Annotated in this window: 18 protein-coding genes; 7 read left to right on the top strand and 11 right to left on the bottom strand. The window is 70.8% G+C overall.

Features of this window, described 5'->3' with window-relative positions:
• Positions 1-91: 91 nt before the first annotated feature.
• The 6 genes from AB0F88_RS18875 to AB0F88_RS18850 all read right to left on the bottom strand — a co-directional run bounded on the left by AB0F88_RS18875 (position 92) and on the right by AB0F88_RS18850 (position 6,648).
• Positions 92-1,060, bottom strand: coding sequence for a TIGR04222 domain-containing membrane protein (locus tag AB0F88_RS18875; RefSeq protein ID WP_362685038.1), 969 nt, complete (start codon positions 1,058-1,060; stop codon positions 92-94).
• A 337-nt stretch (positions 1,061-1,397) separates the two neighbouring features.
• Entirely contained in the window at positions 1,398-3,197 is a 1,800-nt protein-coding gene (locus tag AB0F88_RS18870) for a phosphoenolpyruvate carboxykinase (GTP) (protein WP_362685035.1), read from the bottom strand.
• A 290-nt stretch (positions 3,198-3,487) separates the two neighbouring features.
• A complete protein-coding gene (locus AB0F88_RS18865) occupies positions 3,488-4,015 on the bottom strand; it encodes a hypothetical protein (protein ID WP_362685032.1) in 528 nt (175 codons plus the stop codon).
• Between the two features lie 117 nt (positions 4,016-4,132).
• The gene (locus AB0F88_RS18860; protein ID WP_362685029.1) at positions 4,133-5,407 is read right to left on the bottom strand and encodes a C40 family peptidase; all 1,275 of its coding nucleotides are present in this window, start codon (positions 5,405-5,407) and stop codon (positions 4,133-4,135) included.
• A 199-nt stretch (positions 5,408-5,606) separates the two neighbouring features.
• Positions 5,607-6,107 (bottom strand): transcription elongation factor GreA, encoded by a 501-nt coding sequence (greA, locus tag AB0F88_RS18855; RefSeq protein WP_344750139.1) that lies wholly within the window; start codon positions 6,105-6,107, stop codon positions 5,607-5,609.
• 112 nt (positions 6,108-6,219) lie between these two features.
• On the bottom strand, positions 6,220-6,648 hold the full coding sequence (locus AB0F88_RS18850) for a DUF4307 domain-containing protein (RefSeq protein WP_362685025.1): 429 nt from the start codon (positions 6,646-6,648) through the stop codon (positions 6,220-6,222).
• Positions 6,649-6,874: 226 nt separating this feature from the next.
• On the opposite strand from AB0F88_RS18850, the gene mca reads away from it, so the two are divergent.
• From mca to AB0F88_RS18835, 3 genes are all read left to right on the top strand, one after another.
• The gene (mca, locus tag AB0F88_RS18845; RefSeq protein ID WP_362685022.1) at positions 6,875-7,771 is read left to right on the top strand and encodes a mycothiol conjugate amidase Mca; all 897 of its coding nucleotides are present in this window, start codon (positions 6,875-6,877) and stop codon (positions 7,769-7,771) included.
• A gap of 34 nt (positions 7,772-7,805) precedes the next feature.
• Positions 7,806-8,006, top strand: coding sequence for a hypothetical protein (locus tag AB0F88_RS18840; protein WP_362685019.1), 201 nt, complete (start codon positions 7,806-7,808; stop codon positions 8,004-8,006).
• Between the two features lie 130 nt (positions 8,007-8,136).
• A complete protein-coding gene (locus AB0F88_RS18835) occupies positions 8,137-8,454 on the top strand; it encodes a GNAT family N-acetyltransferase (RefSeq protein ID WP_362685016.1) in 318 nt (105 codons plus the stop codon).
• A gap of 244 nt (positions 8,455-8,698) precedes the next feature.
• Here AB0F88_RS18835 and AB0F88_RS18830 read toward each other — a convergent pair whose 3' ends face one another.
• From AB0F88_RS18830 to AB0F88_RS18820, 3 genes are all read right to left on the bottom strand, one after another.
• Positions 8,699-9,859, bottom strand: coding sequence for a hypothetical protein (locus tag AB0F88_RS18830; protein ID WP_362685013.1), 1,161 nt, complete (start codon positions 9,857-9,859; stop codon positions 8,699-8,701).
• A 103-nt stretch (positions 9,860-9,962) separates the two neighbouring features.
• On the bottom strand, positions 9,963-10,832 hold the full coding sequence (locus AB0F88_RS18825) for a cytochrome c oxidase assembly protein (protein ID WP_362685010.1): 870 nt from the start codon (positions 10,830-10,832) through the stop codon (positions 9,963-9,965).
• Entirely contained in the window at positions 10,790-11,344 is a 555-nt protein-coding gene (locus AB0F88_RS18820; protein ID WP_362685007.1) for a DUF2243 domain-containing protein, read from the bottom strand. Before AB0F88_RS18820 ends, AB0F88_RS18825 begins: the two co-directional genes overlap by 43 nt.
• 329 nt (positions 11,345-11,673) lie before the next feature.
• Here AB0F88_RS18820 and AB0F88_RS18815 point away from each other — a divergent pair, with 329 nt between their 5' ends.
• Positions 11,674-13,782 carry a thioredoxin domain-containing protein gene (locus tag AB0F88_RS18815; RefSeq protein ID WP_362685004.1) on the top strand — a complete coding sequence of 703 codons (2,109 nt, stop codon included), beginning with the start codon at positions 11,674-11,676 and terminating at the stop codon, positions 13,780-13,782.
• A 164-nt stretch (positions 13,783-13,946) separates the two neighbouring features.
• On the opposite strand, the gene AB0F88_RS18810 is transcribed toward AB0F88_RS18815, so the two are convergent.
• Both AB0F88_RS18810 and AB0F88_RS18805 read right to left on the bottom strand, forming a co-directional pair.
• On the bottom strand, positions 13,947-16,124 hold the full coding sequence (locus AB0F88_RS18810) for a transglycosylase domain-containing protein (protein ID WP_362685001.1): 2,178 nt from the start codon (positions 16,122-16,124) through the stop codon (positions 13,947-13,949).
• A gap of 102 nt (positions 16,125-16,226) precedes the next feature.
• Positions 16,227-16,706: an Lrp/AsnC family transcriptional regulator gene (locus AB0F88_RS18805; RefSeq protein WP_362685599.1), complete on the bottom strand. Its 480-nt coding sequence runs from the start codon at positions 16,704-16,706 to the stop codon at positions 16,227-16,229.
• A gap of 102 nt (positions 16,707-16,808) precedes the next feature.
• Here AB0F88_RS18805 and hppD point away from each other — a divergent pair, with 102 nt between their 5' ends.
• The 3 genes from hppD to AB0F88_RS18790 all read left to right on the top strand — a co-directional run bounded on the left by hppD (position 16,809) and on the right by AB0F88_RS18790 (position 20,367).
• Entirely contained in the window at positions 16,809-17,918 is a 1,110-nt protein-coding gene (gene hppD, locus AB0F88_RS18800) for a 4-hydroxyphenylpyruvate dioxygenase (RefSeq protein ID WP_362684998.1), read from the top strand.
• Positions 17,919-18,099: 181 nt separating this feature from the next.
• Entirely contained in the window at positions 18,100-18,795 is a 696-nt protein-coding gene (locus AB0F88_RS18795) for an RDD family protein (RefSeq protein WP_362684996.1), read from the top strand.
• A gap of 72 nt (positions 18,796-18,867) precedes the next feature.
• Entirely contained in the window at positions 18,868-20,367 is a 1,500-nt protein-coding gene (locus AB0F88_RS18790; RefSeq protein WP_362684993.1) for a M1 family metallopeptidase, read from the top strand.
• Positions 20,368-20,386 lie beyond the last annotated feature (19 nt).

Below are 20,386 nucleotides of genomic sequence, written 5' to 3'. Positions count from 1 at the left end.
GGAGGCACCCCCGCCCAGGCCCGCCCGCCGCCGGGTCACCACCGCCTCTCCGGCGGCTCCGGCCGTCCTCGCAGCCGGGGCCGGACGCCGCTCACCCACCGCAACCGCCGCCGCACCCTCCGCCGCAGCTGGACCCGCCACCGCCGTCACCCGACCCGCCACCGTCGCTCGACCCGCCCCAGCCTCCGGAGCCGAAGTCGCCGCCGCCGCCGAAGGACGAGGCGTCCCCCGAGCTCGAACCGCCGCCGCAGGCGCCCGAGGCGCAGCTGCTCGAACCGCTCGCGGTCTGGCGCTGGAGCTCCTCCTCCAGGCCGGGCTCGTCGAGCTCGCTCAGGCCGTACAGGGCGACGGGGATGCCGACGGCGAAGGCCAGATCGGGCGCGACGGGGCGGGCGCCCCGTATGTAGGTCCGGCGGGCGGAGGCGAGCACCTCGTGGCCGGTGTGACTCAGAACGTCGCGCAGCGCCCGCTTCTGCCGCGCGTAGACGGAGAAACCACCGATCACCGAGAACATGCCCACCAGCAGCGCGAAGGTGCCGAATCCCCCGGTGGCCCCCGCGAGCAGGATGCCCGCCACGACGACCACCTCGATGATCGAGGTGATCTGGAGCCGGCTCAGCAGCACCTGAGCGTGGTCGAGCGCGCCCTCGGGCACCAGCAGGCCGAGCCCCAGCAGGCGGTAGCGCAGGCCGTCGACGCTCCGCCCCTCGGCCACCGCGCGGCGGACCTCGCCCACCGGGGCCGACCCTCCGCGCTGGTGGAGCGACTCCATGACGGCGTGCTCGATCGGGTCGGGGGACGGCCGGGCCCCGGCGACCAGGCTGGCCTGGCCGCCTCGCGAGATCCGGATCGCCCCGGCCCTGGCCAGCAGGCCGAGCGCGGTGTTGATCACGCGGCGCGGCCCTCCGGAGAGATAGGCGAGCTCGTACGGGTTCGGTGGCCCGCCGTAGTGGCCGATCATGGCCGAGCGAACCCGGCGGTGCTCACGGTGCAACGCGAAGGCCGTGGAGAGGATGACCAGGCCGACGACGAAGGCGATGACGAACAGCGAGAACTCCATGTCCGCCTCCTCGGGGGGAAAGGTGGGCCACAGGAGTGACGTCCCGTGTACCCAGGTAGACGCGCACAGCCTGGCAGAAGTTTCACCCGACTTCGACGGCGGCCCGGTGAGATGTCGGTCACCAGGCGAAATACACGTCACGTACACGTCACCGGCCCCGGCGCGGCCGGGACCGGTGACCTCGGGCGCGCCTTTCCCGGCCCGGGCACCCGGCCGGGCGATCAACCCGGGCGGGGCCCGGCCCGGGCGGACACCCGGTCCGGCCTGGCGCTCAATCCAGGCGGGGGCGTCCGGGCCAGGCGGGCACTCAGCCCAGGCGGGCACTCAGCGCGGGCACTCAGCCCAAGCGGGCGACGAGGGCCTCGTACTCCTCCCAGAGCTCCTTGGGCAGGTGGTCGCCGAAGGTCTGGAAGAAGGCGGGCATGAGCGACGCCTCCTGCCTCCAGATCTCCTCGTCGACGCTCAGCAGCGTCCGCATGTCCTCCTCGGAGATGTCGAGGCCCTCGGTGTCGAGCTGGGCGGGGAGGAGCCCGATGGGGGTCCGTACCGCCTCCGCCCGGCCGTTGAGGCGGTCGACGATCCACTTGAGCACGCGGGTGTTCTCGCCGAAGCCGGGCCAGATGAACCTGCCCTCGTCGTCCTTGCGGAACCAGTTCACGTAGTAGATGCGCGGCAATCGGGCGTCCTCACGCCGGCCGATCCTGAGCCAGTGGGCGAAGTAGTCGCCCATGTTGTAGCCGCAGAAGGGCAGCATCGCGAACGGGTCGCGACGCAGCTCGCCGACCTTGCCCTCGGCGGCGGCGGTCTTCTCCGAGGCGATGTTGGCCCCCACGAAGACGCCGTGCTGCCAGCTCGTCGACTCCGTCACCAGGGGGACCGCGCTGGCCCGGCGCCCGCCGAACAGGATCGCGGAGATCGGCACCCCCTCGGGGTCCTGCCACTCGGGGGCGATCGTCGGGCACTGCGCGGCCGGGACCGTGAAGCGGGCGTTGGGGTGCGCGGCGGGCTCGCCGGAGTCCGGCGTCCAGGCGCGGCCCTTCCAGTCGGTCAGGTGCGCCGGGGGCCGGTCGGTGAGCCCCTCCCACCACACGTCGCCGTCGTCGGTGAGGGCGACGTTGGTGAAGATGCTGTTGCCCCAGAGCGTCCTGATCGCGTTGGCGTTGGTGGACTCGCCGGTTCCGGGGGCGACGCCGAAGAAACCCGCCTCGGGGTTGATGGCGCGCAGCCGCCCGTCGTCGCCGAAGCGCATCCAGGCGATGTCGTCGCCGATCGTCTCGACCTTCCATCCGGGAAGGGTCGGCTGGAGCATGGCGAGGTTCGTCTTACCGCAGGCGCTCGGGAAGGCCGCCGCGACGTAACGCGTCTCCCCGGAGGGCGGGGTGATCTTGAGGATGAGCATGTGCTCGGCCAGCCAGCCCTCGTCGCGGGCCATCGTGCTCGCGATGCGCAGGGCGTAGCACTTCTTGCCGAGCAGGGCGTTGCCTCCGTACCCGGAGCCGTAGGACCAGATCTCGCGGGTCTCGGGGAAGTGGCTGATGTACTTGGTGGGGTTGCACGGCCACGGCACGTCCTCCTGGCCGGGCTCCAGCGGGGCGCCGACCGAGTGGACGGCCTTGACGTAGCCGCCGCGCTCCTCGATGAGCCGCAGGGCGTCGTCGCCCATGCGGGTCATGACGCGCATGGACACGACCACGTACGGCGAGTCGGTGATCTCCACGCCGAGCTGGGAGATCTCACCGCCCAGGGGACCCATGCAGAACGGCACCACGTACATCGTCCGGCCGCGCATGCTGCCCTTGAAGATCTCGCCGAAGGTACGGCGCATCTCGGCGGGGGCGATCCAGTTGTTGGTCGGCCCCGCGTCCTCCTCACGCTCGGAGCAGATGTAGGTCCGGTCCTCGACCCTGGCGACGTCACTGGGATCGGAGGTGGCGTGGAAGCTGTTCTGTCGCTTGGCCAGACGCGTGAACGTGCCCTGCTCGACCAGCAGGTTCGTCAGGCGGGTCCATTCGGCCTCGGAGCCGTCGCACCATTCGATCCGGTCCGGCTGGGTCAGTTCGGCGATCTCCTTGACCCACCCGGCGAGCTCTTCATGGCTGGTCGGGCTGACGGCGGTGACATCTACGGTAACGGACACTACTGGGGCTCCTTTACACTTCTCCGGGCCAAAACATCATTGACGAACGAACCGCGCTCAATCCAATTGGCATAGACCAGTGAATTCGCACGGTCGCGCGTCACGGCGCTCCAGGCCCGGCGCCTCCTACGGCGTATGGCCTGGCAGGAGACGCAAGGTTTTGAAACCCCTACCCAAAAGAAGTGAATCTAAAAAAGCCGCCCCGGCAGTGGTATAGGCCAATGAGAAAGGTCTAAACCAATCGGCGGACAGGTTCAGACCAATTCATTGGTCATTTCCGCTGCCCAGGCTCAGGAATTCACGTCCGGGCCCGCCGCCCGGACGCGATCGACGTGCTGGAGCGCGTCCCTCAGATCCGCCAGCCAGGTGTCGGTGTGGTTGCCCACCAGGCGCACGCACCAGGCGAGCGCGTCACTGCGGCTGCGGGCCACCCCGGCCGCGACGAGGGTGTCGAGCACCTGGCGCTCCGACTGCTTGAGCCGGGTCATGACAGGCACCGAGAGTGTGGTGAACATCACTGTCCTGTCACCGACGGCGACCCCCCAGGAGACCTTTCTGCGGAAGCGCTGCTCGGCCTCGAGCGCGATCTCGACGCGCCGCTCCCTGGTCTCCTCGCGGAAACGCAGGATGCCGCCCTCCATGGCGGCGGAGCGCTCCACCTCCGAGACGTCGTCGTCGAGCGCGGGAGCCCGGAGCCTGCCGACCACCGCGATCTCCTCGCGGTCCAGCACGATCTCGAGCCCGCCCTCGAACCACTCCTCGGGCAGCCTCCCCGCGAACCAGCCGCGCAGCTTCGCCACCGCTTCATCTTTTTCCATGTAATTTAGATTACAACGCTTCATCCAACGAGGCCAGCATCGTTCCGCGTCGCACTCGGGCGTAACCCCGCAGGGACGTGTGAGACGTGTGGGACGTGTGGGAACGGAGGGAGCGGGCTAGCGGACCCGGGCGGCGACCTGCGGGCTGATCCGTACGGCCCCGGCGAAGTTGCGGGTGGTGACGGGGACGAGCTTGACCACGTCGCCGGTCCTGGGGGCGTGCAGCATCTTGCCGCCTCCCCAGTAGATGGCCACGTGCGAGACGTAACCGGGGTTGGTCGGGTCGTGCCGCCAGAACAGCAGGTCACCGGGCTGGGCCTGGGAGAGCGGGATCTGGGGACCGGAGACGAACTGCTGGTGCGTCACCCGGGGCACCTTGATCCCCGCCTGCGCGTACGCCCACTGGACCAGGCCCGAGCAGTCGAAGGTGTCAGGGCCCTCGGCGCCCCACACGTACGGGCGGCCGAGCTTGCCGATCGCGGCGGTGAGCGCGGTCGTGATCTGAGGGGCGGTCATGAAGGAGCTCGCGGACCAGGTCACGGCCTTGCCGACGGTCTCGCCGGCGGTCTTGCCGGGGGCCTTCAGCACCGGGTTGATCACCGCGACCTGCGATCCCCTGGGGAGGTTGCGCAGGAGGGTGAGACGCAGCTTCGCGGAGTCGGCCTTCGGCGCGCTCACCACGAGCGCGTTGTTCTCCGGGATGCCCAGGGCGCGGGCGGTCGGCCGGGAGACCACGGCGTCGATGGCGCCCATGCCCATCGTGGCGTAGGCGCCCACGCGCAGGTTGCGCCCGGCGGTGGTGAAGGTCTTGCCCAGCGGCATGCCCCCGTCGTTGCCCAGGACGAAGGAGACGGCGACCTCCCCCGCCGAGACGTTCCGCCAGAGCCTGTCGGAGCGCGCGGTCGGCTTGGGGGTGTACGCGCGGAACGTCGAGGGGTTCACCCCGAGCGTCTGCACCGGCTTGCCGTCCAGGACCACCTCCGCGGCGTCGGCCCGCTCCACCGCCCGTACCCCGGAGAGCTGGGCGATCCTGGCGACCACGGTCGCGCTGAGCGGCCGGTGCGCGACGACGAACAGGTGCGGCTGCCGCATCGAGGTGAGCGGTGCCACCGGTTCCGGTGTCGCCGGCCCGCCCTGGGCGGGCTTCGCCACCTGGGTCGGCAGGGTGGCGACGGACCTGCGCATCGTGATCGTCTCCGGCTCGGCCTCCGGCATCTGGGCGAAGACCATCAGGCCGGTGGCCAGCACGCCGACGAGCAGGACGGCCAGGACGGGGACGACCCGCCTCATCAGGCGGGCGGTGCGGTGGCTGTGGCGGAGGCGGGGGCGGTAGGCGAGATCCTGCCGGGCCTCCCGGATCAGGTCGGAGACACGTGGCCGCCGATCGAACACGACATCTCCCCTTCCCCGCGGACTCCAGCCCTACGAGGGTGCCGTAGAGCGCCCTCCAATGCACGCAAACCCATCGAAAAGCGCCCTATCTGCAATGTGGCCGCGCGACTTTCGAAACTCCGCCGGCTCCTCTGACACACGGCGATCCGCCGGGACGCCCGTCCCGGCGGATCAGCGAATCGATCGGAGTATGGGGAGGTCAGTTGCCGATGTACGGCACGGCCTCAAGGATCTCGACCGTGTTGGAGCGGCCGTTCGGCATCGTGTAGGTCGCCTTCTCGCCGATCTTCTTGCCGTTGATCGCCGCACCGAGCGGCGACTTGGGCGAGTAGACGTCGATCGGGGCGCCGCTCTCCTCGCGGGAGGCCAGCAGGAAGGCGACCTCCTCGTCGTCGCCCTCGAAACGGACGGTGACCGTCATTCCAGGACCGACCACACCTTCGGTGCGGGGCGCCTCGCCGACCTTGGCACTGTCCAGGATCTGGCGGAGGTGGAAGATGCGGGCCTCCATCTTGCCCTGCTCGTCCTTGGCGGCGTGGTAGCCGCCGTTCTCCTTCAGGTCGCCTTCCTCGCGTGCCGCCTCGATCTTCTTGGCGATGTCGACGCGCCCGGGCCCCGAGAGGTGCTCGAACTCAGCCTTCAGGCGGTCGTACGCCTCCTGAGTGAGCCAGGTGACGCTCTCGCTGTGGGAGTCGGCCACGGGTTCTCCTTGCTTCCTCGGGGGCTTCGTGCTTGGTGCTTGGGGGGTTGCGGTCGGTCGAATTTCGAAAGGCTAACAAGTTAACCCCTCTACCGCCTCCCCAAATGTCTCACTATACGAGATAGCAGTACTGGACGTGGACCGAAGTTGCGGGAGCACTGGTCTCTAGCCGTTCGGTAAGCCGAACATACCCCTCACCAGCCGGAATATTGACCTCCTTGCTGCCGACCTCGACGTGGCGGACGTCGGTGGCCCGCAGGCGGCAGAGCGCCGCGCGATCGGATGGTTTGACCGCTTCAAAGGTGATCTGCGCAGAATCGCCGCGACTGGTGTCGAACGCGATGACCTGGTCGATGACCTCCGTGTTGCCCTTCGCCGCCCACATCACGTAGCCCCATCCCCCCGCGCACACGGCGCAGAGGATCGCGATCACGACGTGCACGACGAAGCGCCCCCTGCGCTCCGGGCGGTCGGGAAAGTCGCCCGGGGTGCCGAGGACAGGACCGTCCTGACGGCCCTTCTCGGCCTCGCTGGTGGCCATGACGGAATCTCCCTGCACTACCTCGGTGTTATCCGAGACAATTGTCCCCTGCGGGGGCCTCGCCCTCGCGACCGCCCAAGAGAAACTAACCTCTCCCTAGAGTGACGTAAGCCGAGGGCGCGCGGGGCACCACGTCGAGCGGAGCGGAAGACACGGCCAGGCGGGCCGTCCGCGAGGCGACCGGCGACGATCCGACGCGCGACCGACATAAGGAGACACCGAGCCCGTGAGTGCACCGCTCAGGCTGATGGCCGTTCACGCGCATCCCGACGACGAGTCGAGCAAGGGCGCCGCCACCATGGCGCGCTACGTGGCCGAGGGCGTGGACGTACTGGTCTGTACGCTCACCGGAGGCGAACGCGGGTCGATCCTGAACCCCAAGATGGAGCGCCCGGAGATTCTCGAGAACATCGGCGAGGTCCGGCGCCTGGAGATGGAGCGCGCCCGGGAGATCCTCGGTGTGCGGCAGCGCTTCATGGGGTTCGTCGACTCCGGCCTGCCGGAGGACGAGAGCGAGCCGCTGCCCGAGGGCTGCTTCGCGCTGCAGCCGCTGGAGATCGCCTCGGAGCCGCTGGTGGCGGCCGTCCGCGAGTTCAGGCCGCACGTGATCCTGACCTACGACGACGACGGCGGCTACCCCCACCCCGACCACATCATGACCAACCGCGTCTCGGTCGAGGCCTTCGAGGCGGCCGGCGACCCCGACCGCTATCCGGACGCCGGCGAGCCCTGGCAGCCCCTGAAGCTCTACTACCACATGGGTTTCACCAAGGACCGGTTCGAGGCGCTGCACGAGGCGATGAACGACCGCGGCATCGGCTCCCCGTACGCCGAGTGGATCTCCCGCTGGGAGGACCGCCCGCAGAAGTGGCCGGTGACCACCCGCGTCCCCTGCGGCGACTACTTCGAGCTCCGCGACGAGGCGCTGCTCGCGCACGCCACCCAGGTCGACCCGGACGGTTTCTGGTTCGTCTGCCCGCGTGACCTGCAGCGCGAGATCTGGCCGACCGAGGACTACCACCTGGCCCGGTCGCTCGTGGACGTCGAGCTTCCCGAGGACGACCTGTTCACCGGTGTCCACGCGGATGTCCCGGCCGACTCGGTCTCGCACGCCTGCCACTGACGCGACCATGGGGTGACGGTGGCAAACTTGACATGTGATTGCATTCGACACCGTCACCAAAGGTGACGTCAGCCCGGGTCTCCTGGGCTTCCTCGTCGTGGCCGGCCTGGGGTTCGCCCTGTACGTGCTGGTCAAGTCGATGAGGAAGCAGATCTCCAGGATCGAGGTCCCCTCAGAGGCCGAGCTGAGGGAGCGGAAGGACGCCGGCACCACCACGACGCCGACCGCTCCCTAGCCCCGGCCCCGCCGGATCCACGGTTCAGCCCCCGGCCCCGCCGGATCCACGGCTCCGACCGGCCACCGCGCGACACGCGCGAGGGGTGGGATCCGCCGGGCCGAAACCCCGACAGCGAGCAAGGACGACCATGGCCGACGACATCGAGGTCTCCGACAACCCCGGAGCCTCCCGCTTCGAGATCCTGCTGGACGGCGGGGTCGCCGGATTCGCCGCGTACCGCCTGCGCGCCGGAAAGATCATTTTCACCCACACCGAGATCCTCCCCGAGCACGAGGGCAAGGGCCTGGGCGGCCGGCTGGCCTCCGCGGCTCTCGACGCGAGCCGCTCGTCCGGCCGGTCGGTCGTGCCGCTCTGCCCGTTCATCGCCCGCTACATCCGGCGCCACCCCGAGTACAAGGATCTGGTGCCCGAGGGCTACCTCGACCTCCTCGACGAGGAGGCCTGACCTTACGGCTCCCCTCCGGGAGCCGCGCGAGAGCCGGACCGTCCGCCGATCGGCGGACGGTGCCGTCACGAACCGTCGTCAAGGGTCGCCGTCACGGACCGTCGTCATACGGACCGTCGTCACAGGGCGCGACCACAGATCGCGACCGCGGACCGTGGCGGCTCACCGGCCTCTTGCCGCAGCCTCTTCCCGGCCTCTTGGGGCCGTACGGGAACGGCCTCCTGGGGCCGTACGGGAACGCCCGTCAGTCGCCGAGGGTGTCGGTCGAGGACCAGGCGCGCTCCAGTGCCCTGGGCAGCCCCCAGCGGCCCAGCGAGGTGAGCACCTCGGTCCTGTCGACGATCCCCAGGCACGCCCAGAGCGGGGTGACCGAGCTGAAGAGCGTCTCGGCCGCCTCCAGGTCCTCCGGCTCGTCCAGATCGACGTCGATGTCCTCCGATTCGGCGATGAGCCTGGCGATCCGCTCGGGCGACGCCAGCACCCCGGGGCCGCGCCTGGCCAGGGCGGCGACCACGGCCAGCCAGTCGGCGTGATGGATCGCGCACAGGGCGGCAAGCACCGAGTCCTCGTGGCTGAGCTCCCCGTCCAGGTCGGAGAAGACCTCCAGCCGGTCCTCCTCGTCGGGCAGGTCGGAGATCGGCCCCGCGATGCCCGCCGTGACGGTCAGCCAGAGCTCCTCGTCGTCGGCCGGCAGCGGCTCCCCCTCGTACCCGGCGCAGGCCCGCAGCACGTTGCCGGGATAGCCGGGCCTGCCCAGCACCTCGCGCAGCCGGGTGGCCGCGGCCCGCAGCTCCCTGACGGGCCGCTCGGGGTCGGGCAGCTCGGCCAGGATGCGCCGCAGCTCGGCCAGCGCGAACGCCTCCTCCTCGTCCCAGGCGGCGAACAGCTCCTCGTCCTGCTCGTCGGAGACCGCGGTTCCGGGGATCCGCCCGTCGGGCAGCGGCCCGGTGAGCCAGCGCTCCTGGAGATCCGCGTAGGCCTCCCTGGCCTGCTCGTCGCCCCGGGCGAGCGCGTCCGGATCGATCTCCCCGGCGGCGACCCGCTCCTCCAGATAGGCGACCAGCCCGTGGAACATCTCCTCGCCGACCGGTCCTCGCTCGTCCTCCTCGGGCCAGACGAAGAAGCTCGGGGTGAGCAGGAGCGGCTCGGTGCCGGTGGACTCCATCCAGCGCTGCACGTCCCCCACGGTCGCGCCGCCGGACTCGATCGCGCTGAGCGTCGCCTTCGCGGAGTCCCAGAAGGGCACCGACAGCGGGTTGCCCGCCGCCAGCAGCGCCCGCCTCAGATCGGGCAGCGCCACCAGTGCCACGCCGGACGGCACGGCGAGCAGCGCACGGGCAACATCACGCCGGGTCAGCTCGGAAGCCGCCCTTCCGGCGTGCACACACACGAAGTCGAGATCCACGCCCAGTGAGCCTACGCCGGAAGCGCGGTGAACACACCTTCCCGCCCGGTGTCACTCTCACGCACCCGGGGCACCGCGTCCGTCCGGGGAGCCACGGCAGGGGTCAGGAGGCGCCGGACGCGGCGGCCGGAGCGTGCGTCCGGCGCGGGGCGGGGGCCCGGACGGGACGCCAGGTGCTCACCAGCGCGAAGGCCAGCAGCAGCTCGGCGATGTCGCCGCCGTAGTACATGATCTCCGCGGCTCCGCGCAGCTGCGCGACCGGCACCGGCACGTCGACGACGAGCCCGGCGTACATCAGCTGCGACAGCGTGGCGTGCACGGCGATCGCCACCCCCAGCACGACCAGCCGCAGGGGGACCGGCGGGCGCCGCGGCGCCGGGTCGGGACCGGCGATCACCCAGGCGAACAGGCAGCCGGACAGCAGGAAGTGCACGTGCACCAGGTGGTGCGGCAGCGCGCCGGTGGAGGCGATCCGATACAGCGGGGTGCAGTACAGCGCCACCATGGCGCCCACGCTGAGCAGCAGCGCGATCCACGGGTCGGCCACCAGGTGCGTCGCCCGGCAGCGCAGCACGGCGACGAGGCGCCGTCCGTGGACCGGCGGCAGCGAGCGCAGCAGCAACGTCACCGGGGCGCCGAGCACCAGGCCCAGCGGCGCCAGCATGCCGATCAGCAGGTGCTGCAGCATGTGCCCGCGGAAGTCCGTCTCGGCGAGCGCGGCGACGGGCCCGGCCACGGCGGCGGCGACCAGCGCGACGCCCGCGACGAAACCCGCCGTCCGCCACCGGCTCCAGCCCCTGGGCTCGCGGCCGCGCCGCGCCGCCAGCAGCACGTATCCGCCCGCCAGCACGGCCAGGACCGCCGGCGGCAGCGCCGTCACCAGGCCACCGCCGTGCTCGTGGACCCCGTGGACCCCGGGCGCCGGGGCGATCACGACGTCGGCGCGGCGGGGGCGCGCCTGCCCTCGTCGCACAGCTCGACCGGGCCGCCGCCACGCTGCAGCAGCCACCCGCCGGCCACCAGCGCCGCGCCCAGGAGCAGGAATCCCAGATCCCACCAGGTCTGGTACGGGCCGGTCCGCACGTGGTGGATGCCCAGCAGGTGGTGATCGACGATGCCCTCCACCAGGTTGAACGCCCCCCACCCGACGAGGATCCAGCCCCACAGTTCCCGCGATCTCCACACCCGGCCGCGGGAGTGCAGGACCCGCGAGTACAGCAGGCCGAGGCCGATCAGCACCGCCAGCCAGGTGAACGCGTGGAACAGCCCGTCCCACAGCGTGTTCATCCGCAGGCCGGGAACGGTGTCCGCCGGGTAGTACCTCACCCCGATGTTGTCGGTGTCCGTGCTGGTCAGCATGTGGTGCCACTGCAGGATCTGGTGCAGCAGGATGCCGTCGACGAACCCTCCCAGCCCGATGCCCAGGATCGTTCCCGGCACGGCGATCCGCCCGGTGTCGATCTTCCCAGCAGACCTGTTCGGCATCACGGCCCCCTCGTTCCCGGCTCGCGCCCGGCTAGTCCTGTCCGCCTCACGTACGGGTCAGGCCGGTTCGGAGCCGCGTGCCGCCCGCCGAGGAGAAGGGCACCGCGGGGGTCCCCCGGCAAACCCCACCAGAGCCACCGGCGGGCGTACGGGAGCGACGCACCCGCGCACGTCATCCGCGGCCTAAAATCTCGGCCGCCCGCCCATGCTCGCGGCCTCGCCCCTCTCCCGGTTTAGTGTGAGGAGGATCGTGTGGGTACAACCGCGACGCGCAACCTCCGCGCACCTCGCGACGAGGACGCACGCACCGCGTACGCAGAAAGGTCGTCATGAACCGCTTGAAGGACGCGACCAGCCCATATCTGCTGCAGCACGCGGACAACCCCGTCGACTGGTTCGAATGGGGCGAGGAGGCGTTCGCCGAGGCCGTCCGGCGGAACGTGCCGCTGCTGATCAGCGTCGGCTACTCGGCGTGCCACTGGTGCCACGTGATGGCCCACGAGTCCTTCGAGGACCGGGCCACGGCCGCGCTGATGAACGAGCGCTTCGTCAACGTGAAGGTCGATCGCGAGGAGCGGCCGGACGTCGACGCGGTGTACATGGCGGCCACCCAGGCCATGACCGGTCAGGGCGGGTGGCCGATGACGGTCTTCGCCACCCCGGAGGGCCACCCCTTCTACACCGGCACCTACTTCCCCAGGCAGCAGTTCCAGCGGCTGCTGGCCGGGGTGTCGGGCGCCTGGACCGACGAGCGGGAGGCCGTGCTGGAGCAGGGCTCGAAGATCGTGGAGGCGTTGAACGAACGGTCGGCGCTGCCGTCCGGGCCGCTGCCCACGCCGGACACGCTCACCCGGGCCGTGCACAGCCTGGCCGAGTCCTTCGACCCGGTCCGCGGCGGCTTCGGCGGAGCACCCAAGTTCCCGCCGTCGATGGCCCTGGAGTTCCTGCTGCGCTACGGCGCGGCGGCCGCCGGGACCGCGCGGGACACGGGGGACGGGGAGCGGCGGGCGACCGCCGACGCGGCGACGTCCATGGCCGGGCGGACGCTGGAGGCCATGGCGCGGGGCGGCATCTACGACCAGCTCGGCGGGGGGTTCGCCCGCTACAGCGTGGACGCCGAGTGGGTGGTCCCGCACTTCGAGAAGATGCTCTACGACAACGCCCTGCTCCTGCGGGTCTACACGCACTGGTGGCGCTCCACCGGCTCCGCCCTGGGCAGGAGGGTGGCGCTGGAGACGGCCGACTGGCTGCTGGCCGAGATGCGCACCCCCGAGGGAGGCTTCGCCTCCGCCCTGGACGCCGACAGCGAGGGCGTGGAGGGCAAGTTCTACGCCTGGACCCCTGAGGAGCTCCGCGAGGTCCTCGGCGAGGAGGACGGGCTCTGGGCGATCGAGCTGTTCGAGGTGACCGGGACGTTCGAGCACGGCACCTCGGTGCTGCAGCTCCTCGCCGATCCCGGCCCCGGCGACGCCGAGCGGTTCGCCCGGGTCCGCGCCGCGCTGCTGGCCGCGCGGGCCCGCCGGGTGCGGCCGGGACGGGACGACAAGGTGGTGGCCGCCTGGAACGGCCTGGCCGTCGCCGCCCTCGCCGAGACCGGTGCCCTGTTCGAGCGGCCTGACCTCGTCGAGGCGGCCCGCGCGGCGGCCGTGCTGGTCGACGAGCTCCACCTGGACGGCGACCGGCTGCTGCGCACCTCCCGAGACGGCAGGGCGGGGACCAACGCCGGGGTCCTGGAGGACTACGGCGACCTCGCCGAGGGGCTGCTCGCCCTGTACGGGGTGACCGGGGAGGTCCGCTGGTTCCGGCGGGCCGAGGCGCTGCTCGACGCCGTCCTGGCGCGGTTCTCCGACGGCTCCGGCGGGTTCTACGACACCGCCGACGACGCGGAGCGGCTCTTCCAGCGCCCCCGGGACGCGACCGACAACGCCACCCCGTCCGGCCAGTTCGCCGCCGCGGGCGCGCTGCTCTCGTACGCCGCGCTGACCGGCTCGGCCCGGCACCGGGAGGCGGCCGAGGCCGCCCTGGGCACGGTCACCGTGCTGGCCGACAAGCACGCGCGGTTCGCCGGGTGGGGGCTGGCCGCGGCCCAGGCGGCGCTGTCCGGCCCGGTCGAGGTCGCGATCGTGGGCCCGGCGGGCGACCCGGCGACGGTGGCCCTGCACAGGGCGGCCCTGCTGTCACCCCTGCCCGGTCTGGTCCTGGCGCTCGGCGAGCCCGGTTCCGCCGGTGCCGGTTCCGACGCCGGTGCCGGTTCCGATGTCGGTGCCGGTTCCGATGTCGGTGCCGGTTCCGATGTCGGTGCCGGGGAGGTCCCGCTCCTGGCCGGCAGGGGCCTGGTGGGCGGCGAGCCCGCTGCCTACGTGTGCCGCGGCTTCACCTGCAGGATGCCCGTCACCACCCCGGCGGCCCTGCGAGCCGAACTGGCGGGCGGGGCGTGACGGACCGGGCGTGACGAGCCTGGCGTGACGGACCGGGCGGCGGCCGCCGGGACCCGGGCGGGGACCGCCGGAGCGGCCGGGGGCCGTCGTCCTGAACGGGGTCGCCGGGCCGGGCGCCGTCCGCGTGACCGCGCCCGGCCCCTCGCCGGTCGCCCCGGGTCCCGTCAGTCGCCCTGGATGGGGTCGCCGAGCCGGTGGCCCAGATCGTCGAGGCCGAAGTCGTCACCGCTCCCGTCGCCGCCGCTCCCGTCCGGGTCGTCACCCCTGCCGGGTCCGGGGCCGTCGCCGGGACCGCCCGGTCCCTCGCCGGTGTCCTCGGGGGCCGTGGGCTGGTCGGGCCCCGGGGTCTCCTGGTCGGGGGTGGTGCTCTGGTCGGGGCCGGGAGTGCCCGTCTCGTCGGGGCCGGGTGTGCTCCGGTCCTGGCCGTCGCCCTGCTCGTCGCCGTACTCGTCGTCGGGGCCGTAGCCGCCGTACGAGCCGGAGTAGCCGTAGTTGGACGGCTCCTTGAACTCCTTGACCGGCTTGCCCTCCATCGCCTCGGTCATGAAGGCCCGCCAGATCTGCGCGGGGTAGGAACCGCCGTACAGGGCGCTGCCGTTCACCGTCACCGGCTTGTTGTCGTCGCGGAACATGTCGACCGCCACGGCCAGCTGCGGGGTGAACCCGGCGAACCAGACGGCCGCCGACTCGTCGGTGGTGCCCGTCTTGCCCGCCACGGGACGGTCGTAGAGGCGTGCTCCGGAGCCGGTTCCCGCCTCGACGACCTGGGTCAGCGCGTAGGTGGCGTCGACGGCGGCCTGCTCGCCGAAGGCGCGCTTGCCCTTGGTGGAGCTCTTGACGACCTTGCCCTCGGCGTCGGTGACCGAGCGGATCACGTGAGCCTCGCGGTGGACGCCCTCGGCGGCGAAGGAGGCGAAGCCGGAGGCGTTCTGGACGGCGCTCACCGACGCCACGCCGAGCGGGAGCGTGGCGGCGCCCCGGTGCGGGGCGAGCTGCTCGGCGGGGATTCCGGCCTGCTCGGCGACCTTGACGACCTTGTTCAGGCCGACCTTCTGGGCGAGGTCGACGAACGCGGTGTTCACCGAGCTCTGGGTCGCCTTCACGAGGTTGACCTCGCCGTAGGAGTAGCCGCCGGAGTTGGGGATGTCGGCGGAGGCGATCCGGAGCGGCGAGTTGCCGTTGACCCTGGTCTCGAGGCCGAAGCCGTTGTCCAGGGCCGCGGCCAGCGTGTAGGCCTTGAACGTCGATCCGGCCTGCACCTTGGCCGAGAAGGAGTTGTCGAACTTGTTGGCGGCGTAGCTGCGCCCGCCGTAGAAGGCCACGACCTCACCGGTGGCGGGGTCGACGGCGGCGAGCCCGGTGCGGACCTTCTTGGGGGTGCCGTCCGGCAGGACCGAGGTGACGGCGCGCTCGGCGGCGGCCATCAGGTTCTTGTCGAAGGTCGAGACGATCTTCAGTCCGCCCTGGTTGATGACCTCGTCGGTGTATCCCCTGCTCTTGAGCTCGGCCGTCACCTGGTCGAGCATGTAGCCCTCCTGCCCCTTGGGCGCGAAGATCGCCTTGGGCTTGCGGAGGGTGGGGAAGGTCACCTCGGCGGCCTCCTGGGAGGTGATGGCCCCGGTGGCCACCATCCCGTCGATCACCGACCTCCAGCGGTCCCTGGCCGCGTAGAGGTCGGGGCCCTGCGGGTCGGCGAACCTGGAGGGCTGCTGGATCACCGCGGCCAGGTAGGCGCCCTGGGCGAGGGTGAGCTTGCCGACGTCCTTGCCGAAGTAGGCTCCGGCCGCCGCCTGGACCCCGTCGGCACCCCGGCCGAAGTAGATCGTGTTGAGATACTGCTCCAGCACCCAGTCCTTCGACTTCGACTGGTCCACCTTCAAGGAGATCATGACCTCCTTGAGCTTCCTGATTATGGAACGTTCCTGGCTGAGGCCGCTGTAGTAGTTGCGGACCATCTGCTGGGTGATCGTGGAGCCGCCCTGGAGCTGCTGGCCGCTGACCGTGGACCACATCGCGCGGAAGGTACCCGAGAGGGAGACGCCCTGGTCCTCGTAGAAGGAGCGGTTCTCCGCGGCGATGACCGCGTTTCGCAGGCTCTGCGGCACCTTGTCGAGGGCCACGCTCTTGCGGTTGACGCCCTGTCTGGCCAGCACGGTCTTGCCGTCCCGGTAGTAGATCACCGACCCCTGCGCGGTGGCCCTCGGCTGCGTGCTGTCGGGGATGGGGGTGATCGCCCACACCACCCCGAGCAGGCCGATCGCCGAGATCAGCCCCACGCCGAAGACGACGAGTGTGATCCTCAGGAGCTTCCTCCTGGGACTGCCCGTCCCGCCTTTTAACACGCGTGACCCCCCGATAGGACCCGCCGCTGACCCCCGACGGTTGCGGACCGTTAAGGGTAAACGATGGATAACGGTGTCTGGCCCCTGCTTGGCATGGTACGGCTAGCCCTTCCCCTTGCGCGGGACATCGGCCACCAAAGGCAGAACACGGTATGGCACAGGGGTGTCCAAGGCGATCACCGAGGAGGTCCTGACCACGCCCCGGACATCAACGATCAGGTCAATTACCCGCTGCAGGTCGGCATTGCTGCGCGCCACCACCCGGCAGTGCATGTCGTCGCCGCCGGTGATCGTGTGCACCTCCAGCACCTCGGGAATGGCGGCGAGCTGGTCGGCGACCGGATCGTGCCCGCTCATCTGGCGGATCTGCAGGGTCACGAACGCGGTCACGTCGTAGCCGAGCGCCGCGGGGGCGATGTCCGGGCCGAACCCGGTGACCACCCCGCGGGCGACCAGCCGGTCGAGGCGCGCCTGCACGGTCCCCCTGGCCACGCCGAGCCGCCGCGAGCACTCCAGCACCCCGAGCCGGGGCTCCGCCGCCAGCAGGGCGATGAGCCGGGCGTCGAGCTGGTCGATCGTCATGATGTACAGATACTCCGCGGTGACCGGCGAGTAGGTGTGCAGTTTGCGCAGTGGTTGAAGACAGTGTTGCACAAACAGCCCACAAAAACAGACAGTATTCGCATGAGCGACATCTTTCCTGTGAACGGTATGGACTGCGTGGTCTTCGCTGTGGGCAACGCCAAGCAGGCCGCCCACTACTACTCCAGTGCTTTCGGCATGCGGCTCGTGGCCTACCGGGGGCCGGAGAACGGCAGCCGCGACGAGGTGGCGTACGTCCTCACCTCGGGCTCGGCCAGGTTCGAGTTCCGGGGGGCGGTGCGTCCCGGCACCGGGGTGGCCCGCCACGTCGCCGAGCACGGTGACGGCGTGATCGACCTCGCCATCGAGGTCCCCGACGTGGAGGCGGCCTACGCCCACGCGCTCGCCCAGGGCGCGCGGGGTCTCGTGGAGCCGTATGTGACGGAGGACGACCACGGCAAGGTGGTGTCGGCGGCGATCGCGACCTACGGCGAGACCCGGCACACCCTGGTCGACAGGTCCAACTACAGCGGCCCGTACCTGCCCGGCTACGTCGCGGCGGAGCCTCTGGTGGCGGCCCCCGACGTGCGCAACGGCCGCCTGTTCCAGGCCGTCGACCACTGCGTCGGCAACGTGGAACTCGGCAAGATGGACGAGTGGGTGGAGTTCTACAAGCGGGTCATGGGCTTCACCAACATGGCGGAGTTCATCGGCGACGACATCGCCACCGAGTACTCGGCGCTGATGTCCAAGGTGGTCGCGGACGGCACCCGCAAGGTGAAGTTCCCGCTCAACGAGCCGGCGATCTCCAAGAAGAAGTCGCAGATCGACGAGTATCTGGAGTTCTACGGCGGCCCCGGCGTGCAGCACATCGCGCTGGCCACCAACGACATCCTCACCACCGTCGACCACATGCGCGAGGCCGGTGTGAGCTTCCTGAACACCCCCGCCTCCTACTACGACGACCCCGAGCTGCGCGTCCGCATCGGCGAGGTCCGCGCGCCGATCGAGGAGCTGAAGAAGCGCGGGATCCTGGTCGACAGGGACGAGGACGGCTACCTGCTGCAGATCTTCACCAAGCCGGTGCAGGACCGCCCGACGGTGTTCTTCGAGCTGATCGAGCGGCACGGCTCGCTCGGCTTCGGCAAGGGCAACTTCAAGGCGCTCTTCGAGGCGATCGAGCGCGAGCAGGACCTGCGGGGCAACCTGTGACCGAGGTCCGCCCGGGCTGACCGGGCCGCCGGCGACCCACACCTCGGGACCGCCGGCGACCCACGTCCCGGGCCGTGACCCCCGGCGACCCGCCCCCCGGGGCCGCCGGGGGCCACGGCCCGGGCGCAACCCGTAACCGCCCTTGGCTTTGCCGTGGCGCTCTTGTGGTGATCACCCGTGGATGGGATCAGCACCGCCACCGCCGGACGACCGGGGATCGGACCCGTGGTCCGATCCCGCACCCCCCGGCCCGGGTCACGAGGGCCCGGGCCCCGGCGCCGGCCACGAACCCGACCCCGGCCCCTCTCCCGGCTCCCCCGGTCACCGGCCGGGTTCCTCCCATGTCCCCGGCCCCGGCTCCTTTCCCGGCCGCGGGCCGGGAGGTCCCGATCCCGTCTTCGGTTACCCGCCCGCGGGAGAATCCTCCGGCGGTTTTCCCTGGCCGGGCGCCATCAGGCTGGGCGGGCGCTGGCGCCGCCTGTTCGCGGGAATCCTCGACCTTCTCGTCGTCGGATTCCTCTCCTCGCCCTTCACCTACCGGGCCGTCACCACCGTCACGGGCGCGGAGAGTGGTCTGTCGGTGCAGGTACCCTACGCGGAGACTCTCCTGGTGGCGGCGATCGGCTTCCTCTACTACTGGCTGCTGACCGCCTTCTGGAACGGTCAGACGCTCGGCAAGAAGATCTTCCGGCTGCGCGTGGCGGACATCAGCGGGCACAAGGCCGGTGTCGGGCAGGTCGCGCTCCGTGAACTGATCTCATGGCTGATGTACTCCACCTGCTGCCTGGGCTGGATAGATGTGGCTTTCATCCTTTTCCAGTCGCGCAAGCAGGCCGTACACGACATCGCAGCCAGGACGCTTGTCATAGACGCCTGATCGGCGCAGGTCAGTCGCGTAGTGTGCCATTCCACGGGCTCGGCCGTCCGGCCGGGAAAGGGGCTTTAACGTATGGCGTCCAAACGGCTGGCCACCACGGCGACCGCCGCTCTTCTCAGCGCGCTCGGAACCATCGGCACGGTCGCCTGCTCGGCCTCGAACGGGGCGAGCGCCCCCCCGGTGAGCCCCGCGAGATCGAACACCTCCGCCGTGAGCCCCCTGAAGCCGGTCGCCTCCGCCTCCGACATCGCCCCCCCTCACGAGGCCGCCCCCGGCGCCCCGGGAATCGGCGACCCCGACTTCCCCACCGACGGCAACGGCGGCTACGACGTCGGCCACTACGGGCTCGAGCTGGGCTACGACCCGGCGTCCAAGCACCTGTCGGGAGTGGCCCGGATCTCGGCGCGGGCCACCCAGAACCTGACGAGCTTCAACCTCGACCTCTCCGGTTTCACCGTCAGCCGGATCACCGTGGACGGCAGGTCCGCGAGGTTCGACAGGGCCGGGACCGAGCTGAGCGTCACCCCGGCCGCGTCCATCCCGAACGCCGCGGCGTTCACGGTCGAGGTCGCGTACGCCGGTGAGCCCAAACCGGTCCGGGGCTCCTCCAACCTGGGCACGTACGGCTTCATCCCGACCAAGGACGGCGCGTTCGTCACCTGCCAGCCCAACGGCGCCAAGACCTGGTTCCCCGGCAACGACCACCCCTCGGACAAGGCGAGTTACGACTTCGAGGTCACCGTGCCCGCCGGGCTGACCGCGCTGGCCAACGGCGAGCTCGTCGGCGCGCCGAAGACCGCCGGGGGCAGGACGACGTTCCGGTGGCGGGAGAGCCATCCGATGGCCAGTTACCTCGCCACCATGACGCTGGGCAAGTTCGAGATGCTCCAGGGCACGACCCCCGGGGGCCTGAAGAACGTCGCGGCCGTCGACCCGAGGTTCCGCGGCTCGCTGCGCAAGCTGTACGACGTGTCGGGACGGGTCACCGACTACTGGAGCACGGTCTTCGGCCCCTACCCCTTCTCCTCCACCGGAGGCGTGGTCGACGACTTCCCCGCCGGATACGCGCTGGAGAACCAGACCAAGCCCATGTACGGCGGATTCGCCCCCGACGACGCCATCATCGCCCACGAGCTGGCCCACCAGTGGTTCGGCGACAGCCTCAGCATCACCCGCTGGAAGGACCTGTGGCTCAACGAGGGCTTCGCGACCTACGCCGAGTGGCTCTGGTCGGAGCACGAGGGCCAGGCCACCGCCGAGCAGCTCTTCCGCAGGCACTACAGCGCCGGGGCCGACGACCCGATCTGGAGTTACGCCCCCGGCCAGGCCAGGCCGGACGACCTGTTCAACAACTCCGTCTACACCCGGGGCGGCATGACGCTGCACGCGCTCAGGCAGCGGATCGGCGACCCGGCGTTCTTCAAGCTCCTGAAGGAGTGGAGCGCCACGCACCGGTACGGGAGCGTCACGACCCCGGAATTCGTCGCGATGGCCGAGAAGATCTCCGGCAAGAAGCTCGGCCCCCTCTTCGACGCCTGGCTGTTCACCGCGAAGAAGCCGACCACCTGGTGAACCCGGCGAGGGGCCCCCG

Source organism: Streptosporangium sp. NPDC023963, from assembly GCF_040639135.1.
GTDB lineage: Bacteria > Actinomycetota > Actinomycetes > Streptosporangiales > Streptosporangiaceae > Streptosporangium.
The sequence above is the reverse complement of the archived record's forward strand: the minus strand, read 5'-3'. Positions and strand labels throughout refer to the sequence as shown.